We start from the raw sequence: 22,431 nt of genomic DNA, 5'->3' as shown, positions 1-22,431 counted from the left end.
GGTCAGGTTTCAGGTGCGGCGTCATCGGCGAGGTCCGACTCGGCGGATGACTCGTCGTCCTCATCCTCGTCGTCTTCGAGCAGGTAATCCTTGCGCGCTTCAGTGATTGCCCGGCGCATTTCCTCGCCCTTGACCGGGCAATTGAGCAATTGGGCAATGCGGTCGATACGTTGTGTCACGGCTGGCCTCCAACTCGCCAGGAATTACCTCGATAGTGCGCGTTTTCCCGGCGCGACGCCAATCCCTGAAAACAAAACGCCCGGCGCTGCTGGCCGGGCGTTGTGTTCAAGCAGACAGACTTACTGCTCGACTTCCTGGCTGCCCAGTTTGCTCATGACAAAGCCGACAAACTCTTCGACGGTCATTTTCTGGCCGTTGAAGTCCACCTGATTGTTGGCGTAGTGCAGTTTGGAGACGATGTTATCGCCCGAAAGCGTCGCCAGCTGAGTACCGACCGCCATGCTGCTGACCATGTCACTGGTCGCCAAAGCCTGCTCGGCAATGGCCTTGGCATCGGTCTGGCCTTCGGCGAGTGCCTGCAGGCTCACCAGGTCGGTGATCATCGGCTTGGACACTTGCACGTTGAGGTCCAGCAGGGCAATCAACTGCAGCACTAATTGATCGACCGGCAGATCCAGCGATTGCGGCTTGGCCAGGTCAACCACCAGGCTGGCCTTGCTTTCACCGTTGCTGGTGGTGAACGAGAGATTCTCCAAGGCGATTTGCGGCTGGGCGGCCAGGAGTTTTTCCAGGTTGGCCTTGACCTGCGCTTCCTCGGCTTCCGTGAGGTTCAGCTCAGGCACCGGTTGACCGGCAGCCGCTGCTTCGGCAGCAGCCTTCTCGTAGGGCTGCAGTTTGGTCTGATAGAGCTGCACCAGCGCCAGGGTCGACGGGATGTCGAGGTTCTTCATGCTCCAGGCCATCTTGGCCGAGCCGATGTTCTTGTCGTTGAGGCTGATCTCGGCAATCCGGTAATCGGCGCGCCCCGCTGCGTTAGTTCCGGATTCGCTGGTGGCGGTTTTCATTTCCAGCTTCTTGAAGTTCAGCACTTCCTGCTTGTCACCAAAGGTGGTCTTGCTGTTGGCGACCTCAACGGTGTTATCACCCAGGTAGTAACCGAAGCTGCTCTTGGCGAGATTACTGGCCAGGGTCAGCCCATTGAGTTCAACCTTAACCGGCGACTCATCCTCGGCCACGCTGGTCAGCACCAGGCTGTCCATGTACCCGTCGGCCTTGACCTTCTGCGCCTCGGCGCTGGCCGAGACCTCGACTTTCAGACCGGAAAACTTCAGGGTCGACTGTTCGTCCAGCGCGGTATCCACCGGCAGCAGCTCGAGCGTACCGCTGGTAGCACGGTCGTAGCCGAGATTGACCACGCCTTTGAGCGGCGACACGTCCTTGGTGGCGGCGAACCACTTCTCGGTGAACGGCGTTTTTTCCAGGGTGTAATGACTGGTGGCCATCACCGGCAGCCACTTCAGGGTCACCAGCCGCGAGAAAGGCAGCGGACCGTGTTCGATGCGATCAGTGAACAGCAATTCGACGCCATCGGCATGCTCGCCGAACATCTCGCCCTGGCCCTTGAGCCGGTAATGGGCGGTGCTGCTGAACAGGTGGCGCTCCAGCGACACCAGTTCCAGTGACGCGGTGCCATTGGAGCCGACCATGGCCGCCTGCAGCTGCTGGTTGGCATCGCTGATGGTGCTCTGCAATACCCCTTCCAGTTTGGTCCCGGTGTACCAGGCGCCGCCGACGCTGATCGCACCGATGGCCACGACAATTCCAAGAAGCACGCCTGCTGATTTATTCATGAATAACCTGATCAATGTCCGTTGCTGGAGGTGCTGTCGTCTTCCCTGAAGCCTGTGACAGGCCGTGGCTCGACGTCGCTCAAAGTGGCGAGGAGATTAGCATTAGCTGTATAGCGCAACCCAATGAATAAGGGTTAAAGAGTGTCCAGCGATCATTCCCGAACTGCTGTAGGAATGATCGCAATCAGCCATTTCTGGTCTTGGGGCAACAGGGGGATCAAGCAGCGGAGTATTGCGTCTCCATTTCATCGAGTTGGTGATCGAAGCTCTTCAGGCGCGCGGTCCAGGTGTACACCAGTACTTCAAAATCGCGGTTGATGACCACACCGTTGGGTGAATCGCAGCGCGGATCGCAGACATCGAGTTGATAGCGTTCACGGGCCATGGCCGTGGCGACGTTGGACAGTTCGCGAGCATTGTTCAGCCAGTGCCAGCCTTCACCGGTGACCTGCTGGTCGAGAGCCCGGCACTGCACCTTGAGCGCTTCCAGGCTTTTTTCCAGTGGGGTGCCGGTCAGCTCGCCCATGACTTCCTGAAAAGTACGCCCCGGTTGCCAATAACTGCCCCAGAAATAACGATCGAACACTGTTTCGACCCGACGCAGCGCGACCTTGGTGTCCCAGATCTGCACCAGGGTCTTGCCCTGCTCGAGTTGTTTTTTCTTGATGCGCCGGCTTTGCACTGAAGCCCAGGCGACGACCACCATCGACAACACACCGATCAAGGCGCTGGCGCTGTCCAGGAAAATCAGGGCCTTGTCGAGTTGATGCGTCAGCATGACGCCATAGAAATACGTAGCGGAGAGCAGCACCAGTGCGACGATGGCGCACCAGAAGCCGGGAGCATAAGGGTTTTTCATTATTGGAATCCCCATGACCTGCACGAGCCTTGATCGGCGGATCCGCCCGCGCGGACCCGACATGTCAAAGCATAGCAACGGCCTCAGGGTTGCGTCGGTTTTGCAGCTTGCGTTCGTCCGCTTTCCCAGCCACCGCCCAGGGCCAGAAACAGATCGATCTGGCTCATCGCAACCTGAGTGTTGGCCGTGGCCACTTGTGCCCGTACATCGGTGTAGGTGCGGGTCGCCTGCAGGTCGGCAAGGAAAGACGCGCGCCCGGCCTGGAAGAAGCGGTGAGTCTGGTCCGCCGCCACTTGCGCCGACTGTTCGGCGTCGACCAGGGCATCGCGGCGCTGCAGCAAAGCGGAATACTGCGCCAGGCCGGTCTGGGTCTCGCGTATGGCGTTGAGCACCACCCCGTCGAAATGCGCCAGCGCGCCCTGGGTGGCGGCTTCGGCTTCCCTGACCCGGGCGCGCGAACCGTTGGTCGGCACGGTCCAGGTCAGCAAGGGGCCAAACCCCCAGCGATTGGTTTGAGCCTGCCCCAAGTGGTCGAGAATGCCCACAGTACCGACGGTCGCGCCGATGCTGATGTCCGGGTACAGCTCACCGGTGGCCACGCCAATTTCCGCGGTCGCTGCCGCCAGCCGCCGTTCGGCCTGACGTACATCCGGACGACGCTTGAGCAGCGCGGCTCCGTCGCCGACCGGCAATAGCTGGGCGATTTTCGGCAACTCGTGGCAGGCGTTGGTGCCCGCTGGCAACTGGTCGACGGGCTTGGCCAGCAACATCGACAGGCGGAACAGCCCGGCCTGGCGTGCGGCCTCGTAACGGGGCAAGTCGGCGCGCAGTGATTTGAGTTGGGTCTGCGAGCGGGTGACCTGGGTTTCATCACCGCGCCCGGCATCGCGCAGACGCTGGATCAGGGTGGTGCTTTGGTCTTGTAGCGCCAAGGAATGCTCGGCGATTTCCCGTTCTTCATTGGCCGCGCAGACCTGGGTGTAAGCGCGCACGACATCGGCCACCAGGGTGATGCGCGCGGTGTCCGCTGCCGCCTGGGTCGCATCGGCATTGGCTTTGGCCGCTTCGATCCCGCGTTGCAAGGTGCCGAACAGGTCGAATTGGTAGGAAGTGCTGATCGCCACATCACCGATGTTGGCCACGGGGACTTTTTCCGGCAGCAGGAACGCCTCGCCCGACTCCTGCAGGCGCTGCGCACCAAGTTTCACTCCACCGCTCCAGCCACCCGCCGCTTCGGCCTGCTCAACCTGAGCCCGAGCACGGGACAGATTGGCCGCCGCCACCCGCAGATCAGTGTTGGCGAACATGGCCTGGCGCACCAACTCATCCAGGCGCGGGTCCTGGTACAGACGCCACCAGTCGCTCGGCACCGGCGCCGAGACCACATCCCGGTTACCGGCACCCAACTCGCCCTGGGCATCTTTACGCTGAACCGCCGCATCGGCCGGCACCTGGTAATCCGGGCCGACCACCTGACAGGCAGATAGCATCAAGCCCAGCCCGAGTGTCGCCAAGGCGCTGAGCGCTTTCATTGCGCCGGCTCCTGCAGCGGCTTATCGCCGATGATCGACACCGTGGCGGTGCGCCCGGCGATCATGCGGAAATCCGCCGGTACATCGTCAAACGCAATGCGCACCGGAATCCGTTGCGCCAGACGCACCCAGCTGAACGCCGGGTTGACGTTGGGTAACAGGTTGGAACCGCTGGTGCGGTCGCGGTCCTCGATGCCGGCAACGATACTTTCGACGTGTCCGCGCAACCGCGCACGGTCACCGACCACACGAATGTCGACGCTCTGCCCGACATGAATGCCATCGAGCTTGGTCTCTTCGAAATAGCCGTCGATATGGAACGAGTTGCTGTCCACCACCGACAACACCGGACGCCCGGCGCTGACAAATTCCTGGGGACGCGGCGCGCGATCGTTGACGTAGCCGTCCACCGGACTGCGGATCACTGAGCGATCGAGGTTGAGCTGAGCGCTGTCCACCGCCACCTGGGCTTCCATCAATGCCACCTCGGCACGGGCCACGCGTGACTGGCTTTCTTCCAGTTGCTCGCCCGGCACCAGGTTGCCCAGGCCACGGTTGCGCTTGGCTTCACGCTGGGCCTGGGCCAGGGTTTCCTGGCGGTCGGCAACGGCGGCCTTGGCCTGACGCAGCGCCAGCTTGAAGCGGTCCTGATCAATGGTGAACAGCACTTGGCCGCGCTTGATCAACTGGTTGTCGCGCACGTCCACTTGCTGGATCAGACCGGACACGTCCGGGGCGATCTGCACGATATCGGCACGGATGTGCCCGTCCCGCGTCCAGGGCGCGAACATGTAGTACATGATCATGCGCCACACCACGACGCTGGCCAGGGTCACCACCAGCAGGGTCACTATCACGCGACCCAGGGTCAAAACAGGTTTTTTCATGTCATCAGGTATCGACTGAGTGAGTCCACAGCGCCGAGCAGCAAGGCGTAAAGACCGACGTTGAACAAAGCCCGGTGCCAGACCAGACGATAAAAGTGCAGGCGCGTCAGCAGGCCGTGCACCAGCAAATACAGCAGGTAGGTGATGCCCATCAGCACCAGTAGCGTAGGCAGGAATACCCCGCTGACATCCAAGTCACCGATCATAAAGGCGCTCCGTCGATTCCATGGGGAAGCAGTTCCTCGGTCTCGCCGGCGCCGATGAAAGCCACGCCCGGCAACAGCGCCAGACGCAGGCCACTGAGGGCGTGCAGCAGATTCAGGCGGGTGTCGTCGTCACCGGCCAGCGCCTGGCTGTTGAGCGCGCGGCGTGCGCGGTCCATGGTCATCTGCAGGGGTGCCGGGGCCGGCAAGCGTTCACCGGCTTTCAGGCAAGCCTTGAAGTAATCGCCGACCTCGGCCACCACCTGGCGTACCAGGGCATTCGCCGGACCGCTCACTCGTGGCGCGTAGGCGAGCAAGTCCAGCAGGTTCAGCGCCACACGCACTTCGCGCAGGGCCACGCCGGTGTCCTGACCGATCATCGCCAGGCGCGGCAGGTGCTGCATCAGGCGGTCGAGCATTTGCACACCGAGGTAGCGATGCTCATTGAGATTGGCCGGTTCGCTCAGGCCAACGATGTCGCGCCAGCTGAAGCGGGTCAGGCGCTTGGCCGCCAGTTCAGAACCGAAGGGCCGAGCCACCAGGGTCCAGATAAAGGCAAACAGCAAGCCGATAGGCCCGGCCAGGTTGGAATTGATGAAGCTCAGGAAGTCGGCATCGTAGACGCCCTGCAGACTGATGAAGGACGACGTGTTGACGATGGTCAGCAGCATTCCGAGGTAAAACGCCGGCTGCACCGTCAGGGTGCCGACGCAGATGTAGGGCACGGCAAACGCCAGGACCAGCATCGGGAAGTCGTGCAGGTTTGGCAGAATCAGAAACAGATAAAGGCTGGCGAACACCACCGACAATGCGGTCCAAAAGAAAAACCGGTAGATCTGCGGCGCCGGGTCGTCCATCGCGGCGAAAAAGCTGCAGGCCACCGCCGCGAGAATCACCGCGCTGCCGCCGTCAGTCCAGCCCAGCAGGATCCACAACACCGAGGCAACGATGATCGCCAGCACCGTCGACGCGGCCGAATAGAGCATCAGCCCGCGATCAAGAAACGGCGTCAGCCGGCCCAGCCGCCAATGCCGATAGACCGCGCGCCAGTTGTCCTGGCTGTCGTTGTGAATCGCCTGCTGCAAGCTGCGCAAGTCCTGCCACAGGTCGATCCATTCGCCGAGCCGATAGAGTGCGTTGGAAAACACCAATTGCTTGCGCTCATCCAGCGCCTCGGGGCTTGGCTGCAGGGCGGCCAACTGGTCGCGCAACGCCTGCCAGCGCTCGACCGAAGCGTCGCGGTGCTCAAGCCATTCCTCGGCGGCGGCGAGCATCGGCTGGATCTTTTCCACCAGGTCCGGCGTGCGGCGTTGCAAGGCGTAGAGCGCATCGTCCAAGGCGTCGACGACGGGCAGCAGGTGGATCATCCGCCCGCGCAGTTCCTTGGTGTTGCGCACGGTTTGCGGGCGTGCGCCTTCGTGAGGCAACTGGCCGATCATCAGTTCCAGGGTGTTGAAGGTCGCCACCATCGAGGCGCGCAGCGCGCTGACTTCCTCGGGCTGGACGTCACGGCTGAGGAAGCGTTGGCTGTAGGTCACTGCCGCGTCAAACCACTTGATGACCGCATCATCGAGCACTGGCGCCAGACGCCGAGGCCAGAACAGGCTGCCGACCACCGCCGCGCAGATGATGCCGAGGAAAATCTCTTCAGTGCGCGCCTCGGCCACGTCCCACACCGCCAGCGGGTTATCCACCACTGGCAGGGCGATCAGCGGCAAGGTGTACCCGGCGAGCATCAGCGCGTAACTGTTGGCGGTGCGCAGATGCATGGACAGGAACAACAGGATGCCGGTCCACAGCGCAATGACCACCACCAACACATAGGGGCTCTGCACAAACATCGGGACGAACAGCAAAGCCGCCGCCGCACCGGTAAACGTACCGATGGCCCGGTACAGCGCCTTCGAGCTGGTGGGGCCGACGAATGGGCTGGAAACGATGTACACCGTGGCCATCGCCCAATAGGGGCGGGGCATTTGCATGAGCATGGCGATGTACAGGGCAATCATCGACGCGGCGAACGTGCGCACGCCGTAGAACCAGTCACGGGCAGGTGGTAGACCGCTGAAAAATCCGTTCAAGGCTGGGTCACCGCTGGCTGTTCGGCGCTTTCAAATGCGCGAATCACCCGCAACGCCGCTTCCAGATCGGCGGTATCGATGCCCTGCAGCACCTCGCGGCGCAGGCGCACCAGTTCCACCTCGACCGCCTGCACCAGCACCCGCCCGCTGTCGGTCAGGCTCAGACACTTGGCGCGGCGATCATGGGGGTCTTCAGTGCGGCAGACATAACCGGCCTGGCACAATTGATCGAGCAGGCGCACCAGCGACGGACTCTCCATCCCGGCCGCCTGCGCCACCGTCACCTGTCGCACTCCTTCACCGAGCCGGCCGATCATCAACAACGGCACGGCACAGGCTTCGGAAATGCCGAAATTGACCAGGGTGGTCTGGCAGACTTTGCGCCAATGCCGCGAGGCGACCACCATGGCGCTGCTGATATTCATGTGAAGGGTGTCGAGGGTCTGAGGCACGGGGGGCTTCGCACACTGTTAGTTTGCTAACTATCAATATGACATTGGCGGGGAATTTCAGTCAAGTTTTGAAACAAATTACCGGGAAATTTGTTAGCTCGTCGAAGCCTATCGCCACATCAGCCAGAACACTTTGCACAATCAACTCCTCAGTTCGAGTCGCTATTCTGGCTTGCTGACCGTTTCAGGACGATCGTCATAAAAGCCGCTTGAGCATAGCGCTCTTCGCCCTACTGCCCCCGCCCCTTACGCAACAACAGATTCAACTGGTCCACCACCTCAGCCCAATCAGCATCTTCGCGAATTTCGTCTCGCAGGAACTGTTTCTGACCTTCGGACCAGAAAAACGCATCCGCCAGATGCAGTTCCGGCTTGAGCGGGGAATGGCTGGCTATGAATTTGTCGATGCTCTCGGCGTCATCCGCCAGGCCGAGTTGCTTGAACAGGCTGGGCAGGCTGTGAGTTGGTTTTTCCATGAGGGAGCTCCTTTCGTTGGGGATTGACGGGAGAGGCCTTGGCTCGCCTTTCGAAGTCTAGGTCGGATGGCCGTCGACGACGGAAAATCCGCCCACTGGAAGACTCGACCCCGGCTGATCAAAATTCGTTCAACCCAAGGCTCTACTAGACTGTAAAGAGGGCCTTCTTCCGGCTCGTTGACGGATGACTCTCCCGGAGGGTCGAAGTGAATATTCGTGGCTGGTGTGTGGTTGCGCTGTTATCGGGCTTGAGCACCTCGGCGCTCGCTACTGATGCAGTGACGCTGATGGCGGGCAATCCGTTCGCCGTCTGGTTGATGCTGTTCGGCGTGGCATTTCTGGTGGCCGAGGCCCTGTTGCCTAATTACGGCGTGGTCGGCCTGGCCGGGATTGTGATGTTCGTGATCGGTGCGGTGATGCTGAGCAATGCCGAGATTCCCACGCCGCTGATCACCGGCCTGGCGGTGGTCAGCGCGCTGTTGCTGATCGCCTTGCTGATCCATGCCTTTAGAACCCGGCCGCGCCACGCGGTGAGCGGCGATACCGAGCTGTTCGGCAGCGTCACCCCGGTGCTCGCCCTGCAGCCGGGCAGTGCCTATCACGGCTGGGTGCACCTGCAGGGCGAACGCTGGCAAGTGCGCAGTACCACACCGCTGCTACCGGGCCAACGGGTACAGGTGATCGCACGTAAGGGGCTGGTGCTCGAAGTGGCCGCCACTGACGCGCCGGCGCTGGGAGAATGATCATGGGCCTACAATTGGGTTTTGCCGCGCTGCTGGTGCTGCTGATTGCACTGGCGGGCTCGACCTTCCGCATCCTGCGCGAGTACGAACGGGCCGTGGTGTTCCAGCTCGGGCGTTTCTGGCAGGTCAAGGGACCGGGGTTGATCCTGTTGATTCCGGTGGTCCAGCAAATGGTCCGGGTCGATTTGCGCACCATCGTGCTGGATGTGCCGCCACAGGATGTAATCACCCGCGATAACGTCTCGGTGAAGGTCAACGCGGTGCTGTACTTTCGCGTGCTCGATCCGCAGAAAGCAATCATCCAGGTCGAGGACTTTCTCGCCGCTACCAGCCAACTGGCCCAGACCACCTTGCGTGCGGTGCTCGGCAAGCACGAGCTGGACGAGTTACTGGCCGAGCGCGAGCGCTTGAATGTCGATATCCAGCAAGCCCTCGACACCCAAACCGATGCCTGGGGGATCAAGGTCGCCAATGTCGAGATCAAGCACGTCGATCTCAACGAATCGATGATCCGCGCCATCGCCAAACAGGCCGAGGCCGAGCGCGAGCGGCGGGCCAAGGTGATCCATGCCGAGGGCGAACTGCAGGCCTCGGAAAAACTCATGCAGGCCGCCGAAATGCTCGGGCGCCAGCCGGGTGCGATGCAACTGCGCTACATGCAGACCTTGAGTTCGATTGCCGGCGACAAAAGCTCGACCATTGTCTTTCCGCTGCCGATCGAGTTGCTCAAGGGCATGGCGGATTTGTCGGGTCGGGAATGAGGAGAAAAGACGCCGCGTACAACCGTGATGTACGCGTTATCGTTAACCTTTTTCGCGAGCAGGCTCGCTCCTACCCATGCCGGTTGGGTAGACCGACTGCCAACCGCCGCCCAGCGCTTTGTACAGATCGACCATCGCCAGCGACACACCGGTCGCGCTTTCCACCCATTGCTCCTGAGTCGCCAGCAACTCACCCTGCACGGTCAGGACGTTGACGAAATCCACCACGCCTTCGACGTATTGCTGCTGTGCAGTGCGCAGCGCGATCTGGTTCTGCCGCACGGCTTCGGCCAGGCTGTCGCGGCGCAGTTGGCTGGCGTTGTAGCGGGTCAACTGGTCGTCGATTTCATGCCAGGCCCGCAGCACGGTTTGTTGATAGGCGAGCGCCGCTTCCTGCTGTTGTGCCTCACGCAGTTGCAGCATGCCGCGCAGGCGTCCGCCGTCAAACAGCGGTAGGCTGAGCTGTGGGCCGATGGCGAACTGGCGCGAGCCCCAGGAGCCGAAATCACTCAGTTGCATCGCCTGGGAGCCGAGGCTGCCGGACAAGGTGATGCGCGGGTAAAAATCGCCCTTGGCTACGCCAATGTTGGCGGTGGCGGCATGCAGGCGGGCTTCGGCCTGGCGGATGTCCGGACGTCGCTCGGCCAGTTGCGACGGCAAGCCGATGGCGACCTGACGCGGCGTCTGCGGCACCGGACCGTCTTGCGCCAACTGGGCCTGCAACGCCTGCGGGCGCTCGCCCATTAACAGGCTCAAGGCATTGATCAGTTGCGCCTGACGCTGTTGCAGCGCCGGCAACCGCGCTTCAATGGCCGCTACCTGGGCTGCCGCTTCGGCGACGTCCAGATCGGTCGCCACGCCATCCGCCAGGCGCAGTTGCGACAACTTCAGGCTATGCCGGGCGACCTCGAGGTTCTGCTCGGTGACGGCGCGGGTGCTCTGCACACCGCGCAGCTGAATGTAGTCCTGGGCAGTTTCCGCCAGCACTGATAGCAGCACCCCGCGGCGATCGTTCTCCGCCACTTCGAGGCTGGCGTCGGCGGCTTCGGTCTGGCGCCGCACCCGGCCCCAGAAATCCAGTTCCCAGGAGGCCGAGAAACCCGCCTCCCACAGGTTGAAGGCAGAATCGCCGTTGTGCCCGGACGGATCGCTCAAGCCCTCGCCGCTGTTGCGTTTGCGCCCGTAGTTGCCGCTGACGCTGCTGTTGGGGTATTGCTCGGCGGTGATCACCTGGCGCACGGCGCGGCTCTGTTGCAAGCGGGCGCTGGCCAACTGCAGGTCGAGGTTGTCGGTCAACGCGCGACGGCTGAGGGCTGAGAGTTGCGCATCCTGGAATACCTCCCACCAGCGCTCGTCCATTGCCTCAGCCGTTACCTGACTGGCGGCGGCTGGTGATGGTTTGGACCATTCGGTTTGTGGCTGCGTCTCGGGTTTCTGGAAGTCCGGGCCGACGGTGCAGGCTGACACACTCAACATGAGCAAGGCACACAGTGTGAGGCGCGGCTTCAGGCCCCATCGCGAGCAGGCTCGCTCCCACACTGGATCTGCGTCTGAACAAAGAATGTGCGAACTGCCGAGATCAACTGCGGGAGCGAGCCTGCTCGCGAAGGCGTCGGCACAATCAACGGATATCTTCATCGCTGAACAACCTCATTCGCCTTGACAGCCACCGTATCAATGCTCGCCTCCACCGACATCCCCACCCGCAGGCGCTGGGCCATCGGCTGACCCGGGTCGAGCATGATTTTCACCGGAATACGCTGCACGACCTTGGTGAAGTTACCCGTGGCGTTGTCCGGTTTAACGGCGGCAAAGGTCACCCCAGTGGCCGGCGCGATGCTCTCGACCCGCCCGGTCAGCGCCTCACCGCCCAGGCTGTCGACACGCACGACTACCCCCTGTCCCGGCTGCACGTCAGTCAGTTGGGTTTCCTGAAAGTTACCGATCACATAGGCCTGCGCCAACGGCACCACGGCGAGGATCTTGCTGCCCGGCGTGACATAGGCGCCAACCCGCACGGCGCGCTCACCGACCATGCCATCCACCGGCGCGACGATGCGCGTATAGGACAGCTCATAGCTGGCTATTTCCAGGGCGGCGTGGGCGCGCTTGAGCCCGCCTTCGGCCGCGTCGCGCTGGGCGCTGAGGATTTCCACCTGCTTGCGCTCCGCCGCCAGCACTGCTGTGGCGTTGGCCAGACGCGCGGCGGCCTGGTCGATGCGAGTGCGGGCTTGCTGGGCATTCTGCACCGTGCCGGCACCGACGCCTGCCAGATGGTTGTAGCGGTTCAATTCGTGATCGGCGAAGGCCATTTCCGCCTTGGCGGCAACCACCGTGGCCTGCGCCTGGGCAATGACTGATGCCTGACGTTCGAGAGTTGCCCGGGCGTTCTGCAATTGGGCTGCGGCCACCAGCGTGTCGGCGTCGGCAGCCTCGGCGGCGGCGCGCAGGTCGCGGTCGTCGATCAGCGCGAGCAACTGCCCGGCCTTGACCTGCTGGTTATCCTCCACCAGCACCTCTTTAATGAACCCGGCCACGCGCGGCGCGACCAGGGTGAAGTCGGCGCTGACAAACGCATCATTGGTACTTTGCTGGGGTGTGCGGCCAAAGACGCCGGGCGCCAGCAGGTAAACCAAGGCGCCTACGGCAAGCACTGCGGCCGTAGCACCGGTGAGTTTTTGCCTGGATGAAATCGTCATAAACAAACCTTCTGTTTTAGTCAGGTCGGCGCGCGCGGTGGATAGATCCGCGTCGGCAGCCAGAAAATCAGCAGGATCAGCGCCAGCGCGACCCCGGCCATGCACAGGTACAAGTCGGAAGAAGTCAGGACCACGGCTTGCTGGTGCAGACGCCGGGCAAGCGTGGCGCTGTCGCCATCGACCAGCGGCGAATTGCCCAGACTGTCGACCAGCATCGTCGAGTGGAAATGCAGGCGCGCCGTGGTCAGCGCCTCCAGCACGCCGGTGGCAATCACCGCCGCCAGGCCCTTGACCGTGTTGAACCAGGCCGAGGCGAACGGCCCTTCCAGCGGACTGATGCTGCCGGTGGAGAGCATCAGCAATGGCAGCACCGACATCGGCTGGCCGAAGATCTGCAGCAGTTGCAGCACATAGAAGTCGTCGCGAATCCACACCGAGGTCAGGTGCGAGCCGCCGATGCACGACAGTGCCAACATGCTCAGGCCGATCCCCAGCACCCAGCGGCAATCGACCCAACGCAGGTTGCACAGGGCCGCGACCAATGGCAGCGCAATGAGCTGCGGCGCCGCCATCAGCAGCATGATCGGTGCGGTCTGGATCGGCCGATAACCCTGCACCTGCGCCAGATAGCTGGAAGGAATAATGATCACCGCCAGTAACACCACCAGCACCCCGGCCAGGGTCATCAAGGCGAAGCTGAGGTTGCGGATACCGAGCATCTGCAGCTTGAAGAACGGCACCGGCTGCGACCATTCGTTGCACAGGAACAGCACCAGTAACAGCAGGCCGCCGCCCAGCAGCCAGCAAATCAGGCTCGACTCGAACCAGTCCAGGCGATTGCCTTGCAGGATGCCGATCACCAGCATGCAGATCGCCGGAAAGCCCAGCAGCAGCCCGCGCCAGTTGAAATGCTTGAGGCGCTCCAGGCGCAGCGGATCCTGGGGCAAGCCGTAGGCCACTGCGGCCATCGCCAGCAGACTCGGCACGATGATCTGCCAGAAGGTCCAGTGCCAGCTGACGTACTCGGTCCACAGCCCGGCCAAAGGCGTGCCCAGGCCCGGGCCGAAGGTGGCGGTCAAGGCGTAGCCGGCCAGGCCGTAGAGTTTGACGTTGGCCGGCAGAAAGCGCAGGGCGACGGTCATCAGCATCGGCGGCAAGGCGCCACCGGCCAGGCCCTGCACCGTGCGCAACAGCAGCAGACTTTCGTAAGTCGGGGCGAACGGGATCAACAGGCCCAGCAGAGTGAACAGGCCAATCGCACACAGGGTGAAACGACGCAGGGAGAAGGTCACCGCACACCAGGGTGCGAACGCCATGGCCGCCACCGAAGTCGCGGCGTAGCTGGCGACCAGCCAGGTGCCCTCGTCGTAGCCGATGGCCATGGCACCACGAATGTCGGCCAGGGCGACCTTGGTCACCATTTCGTTCAGGCCCGACACCAGTACCGCCAGCAGCACGCCCACCAGACCGAGGATGATCCGTGGGCCGAAGCTCGGCGGGGCAACCGCCTTGGGTGCGCTGGCCGCTTCGAGCGTGGCGGGAACAGCGAGGGAAGTCATGGGAAGAACCGCTCCGGATTACAGAAATACCGGAGCAGTTTAAGAAGTGCGACAGCTGACGAAAACTGACTTATTGACAGCTTATAAGTGCGTCAGACGCACGCATTGCTGGTCAGTCCGGTTGCGTCGCCAGCCAGGTCGCATCGCAGCTGCTTTTGATCGTTTCGCGCAACCAGCGATGGGCCGGGTCCTTGTCGTAACGCGGATGCCAGGCCTGGGTCAGCATCATCGTCGGCAAGGGGATCGGCAGGGTGAACGAGCGCAGGCGCAGCCCCAGGCGCGCGACGCTGCGCAGGGCCTCCTTGGGCACCGGTAGAATCAGGTCGGAATCGGGCAGGACAAACATCGCCGCGTGGAAGCTTGGGGCAATCAACGCCACCCGCCGCTCCAGGCCCAAGGCTTGCAGCGCGGTGTCGATCGGCCCGCGAGCGATGCCGCGGCGGGACATGCTGATATGGGAAAAACTGGCGTAGCGCTCGGCGGTGATTTCGCCGTCCAGCAGGGGATGCCCTTCGCGCACCAGGCCGACGAAGTGCGTCGTGAACAGGTTCTGCACCTTCACTTCCGGAGTACGCGGGCGCGTGTTGCTGATCATCAGGTCGATGCGCCCTTCGCGCAGCGCTTCGTCGTCGCCATCGCCTTCCGGGACAAAGCGCAGTTCGCAATGAGGCGCCTGACGGTCCAGGGTATCGATGAGGTGACCGCCGTAGACGCCGACGAAAAAGTCGTTGGCACGCACACTGAAGCGCCGACGCAAGGTGCTCAGGTCGACGTCATCAGCGGAACGAAACAGCAGCGCCGCCTGCTCTACCAGGTCGCGCACCTGGGCGCGCAATTCCAGGGCCTTGGGCGTCGGCACCAAGCCCCGCCCGGCGCGCACCAGGATCGGGTCGCCGAGGGCTTCGCGCACCCGGGTCAGGGTCCGGCTCATGGCCGCCGGGCTCAGGTTCATCCGCCGCGCGGCACCGACGACGCTGCCTTCATCAAGCAGCGCATCGAGGGCGACCAACAGGTTCATGTCCGGGAGTTGCATGGTAAGCACTCATGGCGGGTGGAGACTGATTCAAGCGCACTCCTGGCCGTGTTGGCTAGCCGGAAATGTCGAAGGCCTTTTGCACATTTTTTGGCAACAAGGTGCCGTACAGCGCCTTCGGATGGTCATGACAACGCTGCACCACCTGGGGCAAGGCGCCGAGCAATTCCAGGTTCAGGGTCGTGCCCTCCTCGGCTTTGCGCGCATTGGCAAACACCGGGTACAACAACGCGGCGGTGGTCCGGGAGAATGTCGGGGCAGTGCTCAGAGGCTGGCCAGGATAGCGACTGCGGTAGGTTGCCAGCTCGTCATTGAGCATCTCGCAGGTCTGGAACAGCATGCTGTGAATGGCGGTGTACGGATTGTCCGGCGACTGAGTGCTGAGCCCCGGTTCAAAAATCAGCGTGTTCTGCGCATCGACGACCGCCGGGGCATCCTTGCCGACCTTCCAGGGCTGGAATCGCCACTGCTCGACCGCCGCTTTCGCTGCCAGGCCGAACGCCTCATGAGTCGCACTGAGGACTTTTACGTCCGTGACCGAGCCGTCGTTATGGATATTCAGGCTGACCCGCACATTACCCGACACCGTGCCCATCGCCGCCGGATAAGCCGGCTTGGGCAGGTAGGCGGTGTCGGCGGAGGGCGGGAATGCAGCAGATGCATTCAGCGAGCACAGCAGCGCTGCACCGAGGAGGAGAAGACGCATGGAAATCCTTTTTGAGGCGCCGAAACAAAGGCGGCGATTGTCGCGCACCTCAACACCAAAGGACAACCATTCTCATCTGCCAAGCTCCAAGCTTGAGGCTTAGCGCTTAGCGCTCATGCAACGCCTCCGCCCTTGCCTTGATGATCGGCTTGAGCAAATAACTGAGGATGGTTTTCTTGCCGGTGATGATGTCCACCGAGGCAACCATGCCGGGGATGATCAGCAGCGGTTTCTCATCGGTGCCCAGATGGCTGCGTTCGGTGCGCAGGGTGATCATGTAGTAGGTGGTTTTCTTGTCTTCGTCGGTGATGGTGTCGGCGCCGATCTTTTCCAGCTTGGCCTTGAGGCCGCCATAGATGGTGTAGTCATAGGCGGTGAACTTGACCACGGCTTCCTGGCCCGGGTGCAGGAACGCGATGTCCTGCGGACGGATCTTCGCCTCCACCAACAGGGTGTCGTCCAGCGGCACGATTTCCACCATATCGCTGCCGGGCTGGATCACCCCGCCAATGGTATTGACCAGCAACTGCTTGACGATGCCCCGTACCGGCGAGGTCACCAGCGTCCGGCTGACCCGGTCTTCCAGGGCCTTGCCAGTGGCTTGCGCCTTGTTCAGTTCGGTGCGCGCCTCGTTCAGTTGGGTCAGCGCCTCACTGCGGAACTTGCCACGGGTTTCGTCGATCTTGCGTTGTACTTCCTTGATCGCCGACTCGGCGCGGGGAATCGCCAGGGTGGTCGCGTCCAGTTGGCCGCGGGTCTCGACTTCGGCGCGCTTGAGGCGCAGCACTTCCACAGGCGATACCGCACCTTGCGCCACCAGCGGCTCGGACATGTTGATTTCCTGGCGCTGCAGACTCAGGGCCTGACGGTATTGCGCTTGTTTGGAAATGAACTCGCGCAGCTCTTGCTGACGCTGGATCAACTGCTCTTGCAAGCCGCCGATTTCATCGTGCAGTTGCTGGCGGCGGCTGATGTACAACGACTCTTCGCTGGCGGCCTGCACCGGCACCGCCTTCATTACATCGGCGGCAAACGCCAGCGGGCGATCATCGACCTCCGCGCTCAAACGCTCCACACGCAGCAACATGGACAGACGATCAGCCTCGGTTTCGCCGGCGTTGGAGACAAACCGCGTGTCATCCAGGCGAATCAGCGGCGCACCGGCCTCGACGATTTGCCCTTCGCGGACGAACAGCTCGGAGACGATACCGCCTTCCAGGTTCTGGATTTTCTGCAGCTTGGAGGATGGAATGGCCTTGCCATCGCCACGGGTGACTTCGTCGATCACAGCGAAGTTGGCCCACAACAACATGAACAGGAAGAAGGCGATGATGCCCCAGATGGTCAAGCGGACCACCCGTGGGGCGTCTTCGATCAGGGCTTTCTTTACCTCGGGCAAAGGCTGGCCATCGAGTGAGTCGGAGCCTTTGAAGTAACTGCGGATCGAGTCGCGCACGCCGGACTTAAGCAACACTGATCTGCCCCTTCTTCAAAGCTTCCATAACCACGGCTTTTGGGCCATCGGCGAGAATCTGCCCGCGGTCGATCACCAGCAACCGGTCAACCAGCGACAGCAGTGAGGCCCGGTGTGTGACCAGTAGCACGGTTTTGCTCTCGATCACCGACTGCAGGCGTTGTTTCAAGCGCTCTTCACCGGTGTTGTCCATCGCGCTGGTCGGCTCGTCGAGCAGCAGGATCGGCGGGTTGAGCAGCAACGCCCGGGCCATGGCCACGTTCTGGCGCTGACCGCCGGAGAGATTTTGCCCACGCTCACCGACTTGCAGCTCATAGCCTTGCGGGTGCAGGCGGGCAAATTCGTGCACACCTGCCAACTCAGCGGCCTGCAGCACTAGTTCGTCTTCCATGTAGCGCGCACCGGACACCAGGTTGTCACGCAGGGTGCCGGCCAGCAGCTGGATATCTTGCGGAACGTAGCCGATGTTGTGGCGCAATTCGCTGACGTCGATCTGCCGAATGTCCACGCCGTCCACCAGCAAGGCACCTTCGTCCGGCTGGTAAAGGCCGACCAGCAGTTTGGCCAGGGAGCTCTTGCCCGAACCACTGCGGCCGATGATGCCGATTTTCTCGCCGGGCTTGATCACCAGGTTGATGTTTTTCAACGCCGGGGTTTGCTGGCCCGGGTAGGTGAAGTTCAATTGTCGGCACTCGATGGCGCCCTGCACCACCTGGCGGCTCAGTGGGCGCTCGTCAAAGTTGCGCTCTTGCGGCAACTCCATCATATGGTCGACCGAGCTCATGGTGACCTTGGCCTGTTGATAGCGGGTCAGCAAGCCGGACAGCGAAGCCAGGGGGCTGAGGGCGCGGCCACTGAGCATGTAGCAGGCGATCAGGCCACCCATGCTGAGGTTGCCGGCGATGATCTGGTAGACCCCGAAGGCGATCATGATCACCCCGGCCAATTGCTGGATCAGCAGAGTGATGTTGATCGACAGCCCGGAGAGCATTTTGACCCGCAGCTCCAGACGGCTGAGGGTGCCGATGGTCTGCTCCCACTGGTACTGGCGCTCGCTCTCGGCGTTGTTGACCTTGACCGCGTCGAGGCCGGAGAGGGTCTCGATCAGGCTCGACTGGCGCTCGGCGCCGAGCGCCATGGTGCGCTCCATGGTCGCCTGCAACGGCTTCTGCAACATATAGCCAATGAGCAGGGCGATCGGAAATGCCAGCACCGGGATCCATACCAGGTGCCCACCCAACAGGGCGATCACCAGGAAGATCAGCAGGGTAAACGGCAGGTCGATCAGGCTGGTGAGTGTCAGCGACGCGAGGAAGTCGCGCAGGCTCTGAAACTCATGGATGTTCTGCGCAAAGCTGCCGACCCGGGCGGGACGGTATTTCATCGACATGCCGACAATCCGCTCAAACAGCGTGGCTGAAATGATCAGATCGGTTTTCTTGCCGGCCAGGTCCAGGCACAAACTGCGCAAGCTCTTGAGGATCAGGTCGAACATATAGGCGCCGGTTATCCCGACCACCAGCACCCACAGGGTCGCCTCGGCCTGGTTGGGCACTACACGGTCATAGACGTTCATCACGAACAGGGGCGCGGCCATGGCGATGATGTTGATCAGGAAACTCGCGGCAATCGCATCGGCGTAAAGCCAGCGCGAGCGCTTGAGGGTGTCGCGGAACCACGAGCGCGCACGCGGGATCAGGGTGCCGTGGTTAACGTCAAATTTATGCTGTGGCTGGGCGAAGAACGCCTGGCCGGTGTAATCGTCGGCCAGCAGCTCGCGGCTGACCAGGACTTCGCCGCCGTCGCTTTCGCTGAGCAGCAATCGCGCCTGATCGTCGCCGTGCCAACCCAACAGGACCGCACTACGGTCATCCTTGAGCAACAGCAGTGCCGGCATGGCGATCGATGGAATCTTATCCAGCTTGCGTTGCAGCACCCGCCCTTGCAGGCCGGCACGCGCGGCGGCGCGTGGCAGCAGCTCGACGCTCAGGCGCTGCTTGGGCAATGGCAGACCGGTGGTCAGCATCGCCGCGCTGGCAGGTTTCTGGTGCAGCATGCACAGCGCCAACAATCCGTCGAGTAACGGATCATCGTGCGAGGCGCGTGGATCATGACTGAGATGAACTCGACTGGCTTCTGATTCCACGCTCGATACTCTTGGCTATCAATTGAAGATTAAATAAAGCTCAATTCATGCCAGGTAGCTGAACTTTTGGCTTCACGTCGTTCTGTACGACGGAGGCCATCGGTGCGACCACTCCCTGGCTCTTGAGCAACTCGCCCATGGTCGCCTTGATTCGATATTGAGTAAATAACTGAATGTTCTTGATTTCCACCAGGCGGCGGGAAGCGTTGAACAACTCGTTTTCACTGTCGAGCAAGTCAAGCAGGGTTCGTTCGCCAAGGCTGAACTGCTGCTGGTAGGCGCTGCGCACGCTGGTGCTGTAGTCGACGTATTTCTGCGCGATTGGCACCTGGGCGTTGGCGTTGTTCAAGGCGTTCCAGGCCAGACCTAACTCTTCATTCAATACGCGCAAGGCGTTGTTGCGCACATCCAATGCCTGGTTGGACAGATAGGCCTTGGATTCCAGGTCGGCCTTGTTGCTGCCGCCGGCATACAGGTTGAATCGCATGCGCAACATGGCCTGCCACTCATTGCTGTGACCGTCCGAGCCATCGATGTCGTTATCGGCGGAACGTCCCAACTCGGCGTCAAAGCGCGGGTAAAAAGTCGACTTGGCGGTGTCGTACTGCTTTTCCGCCGCGACGATGTCCGACTCCGCGGAGCGCAGGATCGGGCTGTTATCCAGCATCTGCTGGCGCGCTTCATTCAGGTCGGCCGGCAGCATCGCCAGGAACGGCGCAGGACGCTCCAACTGGTCGGGCATCTGGCCGACGGCGCTGAGGAAGTTGGTCTGGGCATCCGCGAGGTTGGTCTGTTCGGTGATCAGGTTGTTGCGGGCCTGGGCCAGACGGGCTTCCGCCTGGTCGCGGTCGGCGGTACGACCGACGCCGCGCTCGGTGCGCAGGCGGATCTGGTCAAAGATCCGCTCGTGGTTGCGCAGATTGTCTTCAGCCAGTTGCACGAACTCCCGGCGGCTCAGCACGTCGAGATAAACCTGGGCAACGGTCAGCGCGGTGCGCTCGGAGGTGCCCAACAACGAATAGGCACGGGAATTAACGGTGGCTTGTTGACGCCCAACTTCGCTGGACGTCGCAAAACCGTCAAAAACCATCTGCTGCAGACGTAAACTTGACTCACCCCGGTTCAGAGTTTCCCAATCATTACGCCCCGTTCCCGACCGGGTAGAAGGACTGTCAGTACCTTCACGGCCATAACCGCCGAGCAGATCGACCTTCGGCAGGTATCCCCCTTCAGCCGCTCTTAATTGATAATCCGCGGCCAAACGACTGTTCACGCCTGCCTGGATTTCCGGATGGACATCCAGTGCCTGTTGCATGGCTTGGGGGAGGGTTTGAGCTTGTACGAAACTGGCGGCGAGTGCGAAAGGTAGAGCTTTGAACAAGTGCGAAAGCATAAAAGAATTTCCCAGGACTTCATGTCTCGAATCACAGCAAAAAAGGCGGGCTGCGGCGGAAAATGGCAACCGGAATAACCGTATGTCGTAACGCTCAAAACTATTAACTGAAATACATGCTGTAGGTCAGGTCGCCGCGTAAATATCAATGTGACATTACTTGGGCGATTGTTTAGGATGCCTCCAATAAGGTCAATAGTTTGGCATTGAGTTAATTGCGAAAAGTTATAGCCAAATTATTGACGAAAAAGAGCGTCATTTGTACGTCTATTATTTTCCAAGTACATCCAGGCTGAATGGGCAAGAGGCCCTTCAGATCAATGGAAGCCTACTGAACGGAACATCGGAGAGTCTTCAATGAGCAGTGTTGTTGCCATCGTCAAAAGCATTGTTGGTCAAGTTTTCGCGGTGTCCCCAGAGGGCACTCGACGCGTTTTGATTGAAGGCGATCGACTGTTCGTAGGCGACCAGTTGGACACTGGCCTGGCGGGAGCCGTCACTCTGGAATTGGCGGACGGTCGTCTGCTCGATTTGGGCCGTGACACGCAATGGAGCGCCAGCGCCCCGGACTCCAGCACTGACCTGGCACAAGCCACTGCGCAATCCGCGCCGTCGGTTGAGGAACTGCAACAAGCGATCGTCGCCGGCGCCGACCCGACCACCGAGCTGGAAGCCACGGCAGCGGGCCAGTCCGCGTCAGGCAGCGGCGGCGATGCCGGTGGCGGCCACAGTTTTGTGATGCTTGAAGCCACTGCCGGACGGGTTGATCCCACCATTGGCTTTCCGACCGCAGGCATCAACTCGGCCTTCACCGCCGTTGAAGAAACCAACGGCCCACAGGTCAACAACAACGGCAATGACAACACCGCCGCACCAGGCTCGGTCCTCACGCTGAGCGCCACGCCGACCATCACCGAAGCCGGCGGCATATTGGTCTACACCGCCAACGTCACCCGCGCGCCACTGACCGATCTGACCATCACCCTGTCCAACGGCGCGACCATCGTCATCCCGGCCGGCCAGGTCACCGGCAGCGTCAACGTGCCGCTGGCGCCCAATGACAGCGTCTACGTCGACCCATCGCAAATCACTGTCACCGTCACCGGCACCACAGGCGGCGGTAACCAGGTAGTAACCGTCGACCCGGCACCCGCTGTCACCCAGATCACGGACACCATCGACACCACCACCGTCACCCTGACCGCGCAGCCGACGATCACCGAGGGCGGTCAGATTACCTACACCGCCACGCTGACTAATCCGGCGCAGACACCGGTGACCGTGACCTTGAGCAATGGCTCGGTCATTACCATCGAGCCGGGTAAAACCACTGGCACCGTCGTTGTAGATACGCCGGCTAATGATGTTTACAACAATGGCAGTACTGTCAGTACCACCATTACTGGTGCCATCGGCGGTAACTTTGAAAATCTGGTGCCTGGCACCACGCCAGCCGTTACTACCATCACTGATTCACCTGATTCGACCGGTCTGACGTTGACCGCTACCAGCGGCATTACCGAAGGCGGCCAGATCACTTACACCGCGACCCTGACCAATCCAGCCGGCACCGCGATGACCGTGACCTTGAGCAATGGCTCGGTCATTGTGATTGA

At 61.7% G+C, this 22,431-nt stretch carries 20 protein-coding genes; 3 read left to right on the top strand and 17 right to left on the bottom strand.

Going from position 1 to position 22,431, the window contains the following annotated elements; genetic code table 11:
* Positions 1–2: 2 nt before the first annotated feature.
* The 9 genes from NR126_RS27420 to NR126_RS27380 form a co-directional block, all read right to left on the bottom strand.
* Entirely contained in the window at positions 3–179 is a 177-nt protein-coding gene (locus NR126_RS27420) for a hypothetical protein (protein WP_177433283.1), read from the bottom strand.
* A 120-nt stretch (positions 180–299) separates the two neighbouring features.
* Complete coding sequence (locus NR126_RS27415) at positions 300–1,811, bottom strand: YdgA family protein (RefSeq protein WP_105755880.1); 1,512 nt, start codon at positions 1,809–1,811, stop codon at positions 300–302.
* A gap of 217 nt (positions 1,812–2,028) precedes the next feature.
* On the bottom strand, positions 2,029–2,670 hold the full coding sequence (locus tag NR126_RS27410) for a hypothetical protein (RefSeq protein WP_027619399.1): 642 nt from the start codon (positions 2,668–2,670) through the stop codon (positions 2,029–2,031).
* An 83-nt stretch (positions 2,671–2,753) separates the two neighbouring features.
* Positions 2,754–4,202: an efflux transporter outer membrane subunit gene (locus NR126_RS27405; RefSeq protein ID WP_256832407.1), complete on the bottom strand. Its 1,449-nt coding sequence runs from the start codon at positions 4,200–4,202 to the stop codon at positions 2,754–2,756.
* Positions 4,199–5,089: an HlyD family secretion protein gene (locus tag NR126_RS27400; protein ID WP_256832406.1), complete on the bottom strand. Its 891-nt coding sequence runs from the start codon at positions 5,087–5,089 to the stop codon at positions 4,199–4,201. Before NR126_RS27400 ends, NR126_RS27405 begins: the two co-directional genes overlap by 4 nt.
* Entirely contained in the window at positions 5,086–5,295 is a 210-nt protein-coding gene (locus tag NR126_RS27395; protein WP_027619396.1) for a DUF1656 domain-containing protein, read from the bottom strand. Before NR126_RS27395 ends, NR126_RS27400 begins: the two co-directional genes overlap by 4 nt.
* The gene (locus NR126_RS27390) at positions 5,292–7,373 is read right to left on the bottom strand and encodes an FUSC family protein (protein ID WP_256832405.1); all 2,082 of its coding nucleotides are present in this window, start codon (positions 7,371–7,373) and stop codon (positions 5,292–5,294) included. Before NR126_RS27390 ends, NR126_RS27395 begins: the two co-directional genes overlap by 4 nt.
* Positions 7,370–7,798, bottom strand: coding sequence for a MarR family winged helix-turn-helix transcriptional regulator (locus NR126_RS27385; RefSeq protein WP_027619394.1), 429 nt, complete (start codon positions 7,796–7,798; stop codon positions 7,370–7,372). The genes NR126_RS27390 and NR126_RS27385 overlap by 4 nt, the downstream gene beginning before the upstream one ends.
* 257 nt (positions 7,799–8,055) lie before the next feature.
* Positions 8,056–8,301, bottom strand: coding sequence for a DUF2789 domain-containing protein (locus NR126_RS27380; protein WP_256832404.1), 246 nt, complete (start codon positions 8,299–8,301; stop codon positions 8,056–8,058).
* A gap of 206 nt (positions 8,302–8,507) precedes the next feature.
* On the opposite strand from NR126_RS27380, the gene NR126_RS27375 reads away from it, so the two are divergent.
* Together NR126_RS27375 and NR126_RS27370 are read left to right on the top strand one after the other, a co-directional pair.
* Positions 8,508–9,044, top strand: a complete 537-nt coding sequence (locus tag NR126_RS27375; RefSeq protein WP_027619392.1) for an NfeD family protein — start codon at positions 8,508–8,510, stop codon at positions 9,042–9,044.
* Between the two features lie 2 nt (positions 9,045–9,046).
* Positions 9,047–9,805, top strand: a complete 759-nt coding sequence (locus tag NR126_RS27370) for a slipin family protein (RefSeq protein WP_105755885.1) — start codon at positions 9,047–9,049, stop codon at positions 9,803–9,805.
* Between the two features lie 42 nt (positions 9,806–9,847).
* On the opposite strand, the gene NR126_RS27365 is transcribed toward NR126_RS27370, so the two are convergent.
* The 8 genes from NR126_RS27365 to NR126_RS27330 form a co-directional block, all read right to left on the bottom strand.
* Positions 9,848–11,443 (bottom strand): efflux transporter outer membrane subunit, encoded by a 1,596-nt coding sequence (locus NR126_RS27365; protein ID WP_256832403.1) that lies wholly within the window; start codon positions 11,441–11,443, stop codon positions 9,848–9,850.
* Positions 11,440–12,504, bottom strand: coding sequence for an HlyD family secretion protein (locus tag NR126_RS27360; protein WP_027619389.1), 1,065 nt, complete (start codon positions 12,502–12,504; stop codon positions 11,440–11,442). Before NR126_RS27360 ends, NR126_RS27365 begins: the two co-directional genes overlap by 4 nt.
* Positions 12,505–12,524: 20 nt before the next feature.
* Positions 12,525–14,063, bottom strand: a complete 1,539-nt coding sequence (locus tag NR126_RS27355) for an MFS transporter (RefSeq protein ID WP_256832402.1) — start codon at positions 14,061–14,063, stop codon at positions 12,525–12,527.
* Between the two features lie 112 nt (positions 14,064–14,175).
* Positions 14,176–15,096, bottom strand: a complete 921-nt coding sequence (locus NR126_RS27350; protein ID WP_027619387.1) for a LysR family transcriptional regulator — start codon at positions 15,094–15,096, stop codon at positions 14,176–14,178.
* Positions 15,097–15,151: 55 nt separating this feature from the next.
* On the bottom strand, positions 15,152–15,802 hold the full coding sequence (locus NR126_RS27345) for an energy transducer TonB (RefSeq protein WP_027619386.1): 651 nt from the start codon (positions 15,800–15,802) through the stop codon (positions 15,152–15,154).
* 106 nt (positions 15,803–15,908) lie between these two features.
* On the bottom strand, positions 15,909–17,276 hold the full coding sequence (locus tag NR126_RS27340; protein WP_027619385.1) for an HlyD family type I secretion periplasmic adaptor subunit: 1,368 nt from the start codon (positions 17,274–17,276) through the stop codon (positions 15,909–15,911).
* Positions 17,266–19,422 (bottom strand): type I secretion system permease/ATPase, encoded by a 2,157-nt coding sequence (locus NR126_RS27335; RefSeq protein ID WP_027619384.1) that lies wholly within the window; start codon positions 19,420–19,422, stop codon positions 17,266–17,268. The genes NR126_RS27340 and NR126_RS27335 overlap by 11 nt, the downstream gene beginning before the upstream one ends.
* 40 nt (positions 19,423–19,462) lie before the next feature.
* Entirely contained in the window at positions 19,463–20,815 is a 1,353-nt protein-coding gene (locus NR126_RS27330; protein WP_027619383.1) for a TolC family outer membrane protein, read from the bottom strand.
* A 357-nt stretch (positions 20,816–21,172) separates the two neighbouring features.
* On the opposite strand from NR126_RS27330, the gene NR126_RS27325 reads away from it, so the two are divergent.
* Positions 21,173–22,431: retention module-containing protein (locus NR126_RS27325; RefSeq protein WP_256832401.1), on the top strand; the 1,259-nt coding region annotated here is incomplete at its 3' end.

Source organism: Pseudomonas sp. Pse1, from assembly GCF_024519635.1.
GTDB lineage: Bacteria > Pseudomonadota > Gammaproteobacteria > Pseudomonadales > Pseudomonadaceae > Aquipseudomonas.
The sequence above is the reverse complement of the archived record's forward strand: the minus strand, read 5'-3'. Positions and strand labels throughout refer to the sequence as shown.